The sequence below is a fragment of the Mycobacterium sp. genome (assembly GCF_049802695.1).
Classification (GTDB): domain Bacteria; phylum Actinomycetota; class Actinomycetes; order Mycobacteriales; family Mycobacteriaceae; genus Mycobacterium.
In genome coordinates this window covers 1-5,836 of sequence record NZ_JBARMY010000512.1, presented here as the reverse complement: position 1 = coordinate 5,836, position 5,836 = coordinate 1, and the positions used below count along the sequence as shown (strand labels likewise).

7 protein-coding genes, 1 tRNA gene and 1 pseudogene are annotated in these 5,836 nt (G+C 66.3%); 5 read left to right on the top strand and 4 right to left on the bottom strand.

Annotated elements, in window-relative coordinates; genetic code table 11:
- Positions 1-1,123: carboxyl transferase domain-containing protein (locus WA317_RS20290; RefSeq protein ID WP_425174734.1), on the bottom strand; the 1,123-nt coding region annotated here is incomplete at its 3' end.
- 27 nt (positions 1,124-1,150) lie between these two features.
- On the opposite strand from WA317_RS20290, the gene WA317_RS20285 reads away from it, so the two are divergent.
- From WA317_RS20285 to WA317_RS20275, 3 genes are read left to right on the top strand one after another with little or no spacing between them, the layout of a single operon-like run.
- Entirely contained in the window at positions 1,151-1,882 is a 732-nt protein-coding gene (locus WA317_RS20285; protein ID WP_425174733.1) for an enoyl-CoA hydratase, read from the top strand.
- A 5-nt stretch (positions 1,883-1,887) separates the two neighbouring features.
- Complete coding sequence (locus tag WA317_RS20280) at positions 1,888-3,054, top strand: MBL fold metallo-hydrolase (protein ID WP_425174732.1); 1,167 nt, start codon at positions 1,888-1,890, stop codon at positions 3,052-3,054.
- Between the two features lie 3 nt (positions 3,055-3,057).
- A complete protein-coding gene (locus WA317_RS20275) occupies positions 3,058-3,495 on the top strand; it encodes a type II toxin-antitoxin system Rv0910 family toxin (RefSeq protein ID WP_425174731.1) in 438 nt (145 codons plus the stop codon).
- A 12-nt stretch (positions 3,496-3,507) separates the two neighbouring features.
- On the opposite strand, the gene WA317_RS20270 is transcribed toward WA317_RS20275, so the two are convergent.
- Positions 3,508-3,948, bottom strand: a complete 441-nt coding sequence (locus WA317_RS20270; protein ID WP_425174730.1) for a cupin domain-containing protein — start codon at positions 3,946-3,948, stop codon at positions 3,508-3,510.
- Positions 3,949-3,999: 51 nt separating this feature from the next.
- On the opposite strand from WA317_RS20270, the gene WA317_RS20265 reads away from it, so the two are divergent.
- Positions 4,000-4,434: a hypothetical protein gene (locus WA317_RS20265; protein WP_425174729.1), complete on the top strand. Its 435-nt coding sequence runs from the start codon at positions 4,000-4,002 to the stop codon at positions 4,432-4,434.
- A gap of 82 nt (positions 4,435-4,516) precedes the next feature.
- On the opposite strand, the pseudogene WA317_RS20260 reads toward WA317_RS20265, so the two are convergent.
- Positions 4,517-4,690: pseudogene (locus tag WA317_RS20260) on the bottom strand (carotenoid oxygenase family protein); the annotation flags it as partial.
- 306 nt (positions 4,691-4,996) lie between these two features.
- Here WA317_RS20260 and WA317_RS20255 point away from each other — a divergent pair.
- Positions 4,997-5,683 carry a GAF and ANTAR domain-containing protein gene (locus WA317_RS20255; RefSeq protein ID WP_425174728.1) on the top strand — a complete coding sequence of 229 codons (687 nt, stop codon included), beginning with the start codon at positions 4,997-4,999 and terminating at the stop codon, positions 5,681-5,683.
- A gap of 27 nt (positions 5,684-5,710) precedes the next feature.
- On the opposite strand, the gene WA317_RS20250 is transcribed toward WA317_RS20255, so the two are convergent.
- A tRNA-Arg gene (locus WA317_RS20250) sits at positions 5,711-5,783 on the bottom strand.
- Between the last annotated feature and the right edge of the window lie 53 nt (positions 5,784-5,836).

The window sequence follows — 5,836 nt, the reverse complement described above, 5'->3', positions numbered from 1 at the left end:
GCACCGACACCGTCGGGGTGTTCAAGGTCACCAGGTCAGCCAGGCAACGGGCGATCTCGCCGGCCAGCCCTCCTTCCTCGGCCTGCACCGACAGCGCCGGGCCGGCGGTGTCGATGATCAGCACCAGCGGCAGACGCAGTTCGGCGGCCAGTGCCATACCGCGCCGCGCTTCTCGCAGCGCAGCCGGTCCGACGACACCGCCGACCACCCGCTGCTGGCCCAACACCACCACCGGCTGCCCGGCGAATCGGGCCAGCGCCAGCAGCATGGTCGCCGCCTCACCGTGGGCCTCTCCCTGGTTCAAGCCCGACAGCAGCACCCGCTGGTCAGCCCCATGCCGCAGTAGATGCTGTACGCCCGGCCGGTCCGGCCGTCGGGACGCCGTCACCGATTCCCACGCCGGTATGTCTGGACTCGGTTCGGACGCAGGTGCCGGCGGGGGCGCTTCAGGAGCGTCGATGACGACGCTGAGCAGGCGGTTCACCGTTGGCCGCAGCTCTGCCAGCGGGATGACGTCGTCGATCACTCCGTGGCGCTGCAAGTTTTCGGCGGTCTGGATGCCCGACGGAAACGGCTCGCCGTAGAGCTGCTGGTAAACCCGCGGTCCCAGGAACCCCACCAGGGCCCCGGGCTCGGCAATGGTGACCTGCCCCAGCGATCCCCACGAAGCGAACACCCCGCCGGTGGTCGGATGGCGCAGGTAGACCAGATAAGGCAGGTGCGCCTTCTTGTGTAGCGTGACGGCCGCGGCGACCTTGACCATCTGCAGAAACGCCACGGTGCCCTCCTGCATGCGGGTGCCGCCCGAGCACGGCGATGCCAGCAGCGGAAGCCGCTGGGCGGTGGCCCGCTGGACGGCGGTGGTGATCCGCTCGGCCGCCGCCACCCCGATCGAGCCGCCCAGGAAGTCGAAGTCGCACACCAGGACGGCCACCCGGCGGCCGAAGATCCTGCCCTCACCGGTCAGCACCGACTCGTCGTGACCGGAGGTGGCCCGGGCGGCGGCCAGCTCCCGCGCATAGGAATCGGTGGTCGCCGGCTGGAGCGGCGGGCTGTCCCAGCTGACGAACGACCCGTCGTCGAGCACCGCGTCGCGCAGTTCCTCGGTCCCTATTCGGCCCACGCCGACGAGGCTAATAGGCTGGCGACCATGATCGATGTCACCCACGACGGCCACGTGTTGACGATCGAGTTGCAACGCCCCGAGCGGCGCAATGCGCTCAATTCCCAGCTGGTGGAGGAATTGCGGGAAGCGGTGGAGAAAGCCGCCGGCGAGGACGTCCGCGCGATCGTGCTGACCGGCCAGGGAACTGTCTTCTGCGCCGGCGCCGACCTGTCCGGCGATGCGTTCGCCGCGGACTATCCCGACCGGCTGGTAGCGCTGAACCTGGCCATCGACGCGACGCCGTTGCCGGTCATCGGGGCAATCAACGGGCCGGCCATCGGCGCGGGTTTACAGCTGGCGATGATCTGTGACCTGCGGGTGGTGGCACCCGACGCCTACTTCCATTTCCCGACCTCCAAATACGGCCTTGCGCTGGACAACTGGAGCATTCGCCGGTTGTCGTCGCTGGTGGGATATGGCCGGGCCCGGGGGATGCTGCTGGCGGCCGACAGATTGTCCGCCGACGTGGCGTTCCAGACCGGGATGGCCAACCGGATCGGGACGCTGGCCGATGCGCAAGCCTGGGCCACCGAGATCGCCGGCCTGGCGCCGCTGGCGCTGCAGCACGCCAAAAGGGTGCTCAACGACGACGGGGCCTACGAAGACCAGTGGCCGGTGCACAAGGAACTTTTCGACAAGGCGTGGTCCAGTCAGGATGTGATCGAGGCGCAGGTCGCCCGCGTCGAAAAACGGCCGCCGAACTTTCAGGGGGGCTGACCGTCATGCTGCGTGGAACGCTTCGGCTGGCCGCCGGCACCGCCACCTTGGCGGCCGGTGGTTGGATGCTGCGCGCCCTGCACGGCGCGCCCGCTGCGCTGGGCGCCGACCCGACCGCGATTCGGGCGGTGGCCGCGCGATCGCCGCACTTTCGTGACGGTGTCTTTCACAACGTCGACCCGGCGTCGCAGTTCAATTTCGATCGCGAGCAGCAACGACTCATCGTCCGGGAGCTCTTGGGTGGGCGTAGCGCCAGCCGTCCGCCGGCTGCGGTTCCGTTGGCGACACCGAAGCTCATCGACGGCAGTGCGAGCGGGCTCGCGGTCACGTGGTTCGGGCATTCCTCGGCGCTGTTGGAGATCGACGGATACCGCGTGCTCACCGACCCGGTGTGGAGTAACCGCTGCTCACCTTCGGATGTCCTCGGGCCTGAGCGCATGCATCCGCCGCCCCTGCAGCTGGAGGCGCTGCCGGCCGTCGACGCGGTGGTGATCAGCCATGACCATTACGACCACCTCGACATCGACACGATCAACGCGCTGGCCCGCAGCCAGTGGGCTCCGTTCGTGGTTCCGCTCGGTGTCGGCGCCCACTTGCGCGCCTGGGGCATCCCTGAGCAGCGCGTCATCGAGCTTGATTGGGGTGAGCGCACTCAGCTGGAAGAGCTCACCCTGGTCTGCACTCCGGCACGGCACTTCTCGGGGCGCTTCCTCAGCCGAAACAACACCCTGTGGGCGTCGTGGGCGCTGCTCGGCCCGAGTCGCCGCGCGTACTTCGCCGGTGACGGTGGTTACACGAAGAGCTTCGTCGAGATCGGCGCGGAGCACGGACCCTTCGATCTGACCCTCATGCCGGTAGGTGCCTACAACGCGTCGTGGCCTGACATCCACATGAACCCGGAAGAGGCGGTGCAGGCACACGTCGAACTGACCGCCAAAGACTCCGGGCTCCTGGTGCCGATTCACTGGTGCACTTTCCGGTTGGCGCCACACCCATGGGCAGAGCCGATCGAGCGGTTGCTGGCCGCTGCGGAAGCCGCCCATGTCCGGGTCGCGGTTCCGCGGCCGGGTGGGCACGTCGATGCGGCGGAGTCTGCGGAATTCGACCCGTGGTGGCGGCTGGACCTCGACGACCATTCGACCAGTCAGAGCAGGAAGGCCGAGGAAGACTGAGCTATGGCGAAACTGTCCGGATCGATCGACGTTCCGTTGCCGCCGGAAGAGGCGTGGACGCACGCATCTGACCTGTCCCGCTTCAAGGAGTGGCTGACGATTCACCGGGTGTGGCGGAGCAAACTGCCTGAGCAACTCGACAAGGGCACGGTCATCGAATCGATCGTCGAAGTCATGGGCATGCCCAACCGCATCAAGTGGACGATCGTGCACTACAAGCCACCGGAATCGATGACGCTGAACGGCATCGGAGTGGGCGGCGTGAAAGTCAAGCTGATCGCGAAAATCAAACCGATCGAAGACGGCTCGGTAGTCGGCTTCGACGTGCATCTCGGCGGCCCGGCCCTCTTCGGTCCGATCGGCATGGTGGTCGCCGGTTCGCTCAAGGGTGACATCCGCGAGTCGCTGGAACGATTCGTCTCGGTGTTCTCGCCCGCCTGACGCAGTAGCCGGTCAGGTAGCGCCCAGAGTCAGGTCGGCGTAGTCGAATCCGGGAACAACCACGCAGCTGACGAGGCTCGGCTCGTCGTCGCGTGGCCGGGCACGCTGCCAGTGCCGTGCGGGCACCAGCAGCTGCGGCCGCTCGCCGGCGAGGATGTCACTGCCGAGCTCAGACGTCACGGCGTCGGATCGTTCGGCTCCGATGTCGAGCAGCAATGGGCTGCCTCGATGGTGCAGCCACATCTCAGCGCTGCGCACCGTGTGCCATGCCGACTGCTGGCCCGGCATCAGCAGAAACAGGATCGCCGTCCCGGCGCTGCGCGGGCTCGAATAGTCCGGCGGCAGCGCTGACTGGCCGATGGTGACGTCGCTGGTCCACGTTCGCCGAAACCAACCGCCTTCGGGGTTGGGAGCCAATTCCAGTGGGCGGGCCCAGTCGGGCAGGTCCGTCATCGCCAGCGTGTGCCCAGGGGTGAAAGCCGCGAAACAAGTAGGGTCGCAGTTATGTCCCGCCTGCGCCCCGGGTGGCTGATTGCGCTGTTCGCCGCGATCGTGTCGTTGAGCACCTGGCTGCCGTGGCTGACGACGGCTGACAAGGGTGGCGGCTGGGCGAGTGCGATTGGCGGCAGCATCGGCAGCCTGCGGCTGCCGCCCGGGTTCGGTGCCGGCCAGCTCATCGTGTTGCTGTCTTCGATGTTGCTGGTCGCCGGCGCACTGGTCGGCAGGGGCTTATCAGCGAGGCTGGGATCGGTTGCGGCGGTGATTTTCTCGCTGCTGATCGGGCTGTTGATGGTGTGGTACTACAACACCAACGTGCATCCCCCGGTATCGGCTGCGTATGGACTGTACGTCGGTGCTGCCGGCGCGATCGCCGCGCTGGGTTGTTCGGTATGGGCTTTGGCGGCAAACTTATCCGGTGACGCGATCCCAGCGGCGTAACTGCTCGCCGGAAACCCACGTCGAGTGGGTACCACTGGAAACCCGTTCCGGCAGTTGAAGTTTGCATAGCGGGCCGTCGGCGAGCCGGGTGGCGCAGGTAGATGCCGTCGAGATCGTGGGGCACCTCGCCTTGCACCGGGGTCAGGTCGTAGGCGTCCCATTCGGTCCTCTGCGGCCGCCACGGGCCGGTCCGGTAGGGGTGGTCGTCGTCCGCGGGCAACGTGGTCAGGAAGTTGCTGACGATTTCGACGTGCACGTCACAATCCTTGCGCCGGACTGCCGAGGAGGCACACCTTGGTCGCGGTGCCTAGCACATCCTCGGCCATAGCCGCACGTTACGGCAGGCGGTCGGAGAATTCGGCCGTTCGGGGGAGTTTAGGCGGTCCCGTCAGCTCTCGGGCTGAACCGACGAGACCTGAGCGCGCGCGCAGGTCGACCTACCCGCTCGCCTGCCACGCGGCATTGCCGTCGGCGGTAGTGAACAAACATGCTTCTTCAATCTGTGCACTACCAATATCCACCGGGACGCACATCTCGCCGCAGCCTGGGACACAATCAAAGTATGACGAGCGCAACGAACCATGAACTGGCCACCCGGATGGCGGACTTGGCTCGTTCGTTCGCGGGTCCGCAAAAAGTCAGTGAGGTGCTTGCAGGCGTCACCACCGCGGCTGTCGAACTGATACCCAACGCGGAAACCGCCGGCGTACTGCTGATGGCGAAGGGCGGAAAATTCGAGTCGCTGGAGGGCACGTCGCAGCTGATCTACGAGTTGGATGAGTTGCAGGAGCGGCACGGCAACGGACCGTGCATCGACGCCGCCGTCGATCAATTGATCGTCCGAGTCGACGACTTCCAGACCGACCAGCGCTGGCCCGGATACAACGAGGCCGTCTGTCAGACGGGCGTGCGGAGCAGCCTGTCGTTCAAGCTGTATACCGGCAGCCGCACCGCAGGTGCGCTCAACATCTTCAGCTTGAAGCCCAACGCCTTCGATCAGGAGTCAGAAGCCATCGGTTCGGTGCTGGCGGCTCATGCCGCGGCCGCGCTGATCGCGAGCCGTCACGGCGAGCAACTGCAATCCGCGCTGACCACCAGAGACGTGATCGGCCAAGCCAAAGGCATCATCATGGAGCGCTACAACGTCGATGCCATTCGTGCGTTCGAGATGCTGCGGCAGTTGTCTCAAAGCATGAACACTCGGCTCGCCGACATTGCGCAGCGAGTCGTCGACATTCGTGGCGAGTGAGAAGCGTTCCGCCACAGGCGACAAGCGTGCCCCCGGCAGGATTCGAACCTGCGACACCGGCTTTAGGAGAGCCGTGCTCTATCCCCTGAGCTACGAGGGCCCGAGGGCCGGGGACGTCTTCGAATACCTAACTAAAACCCGGCGGACAGCGAT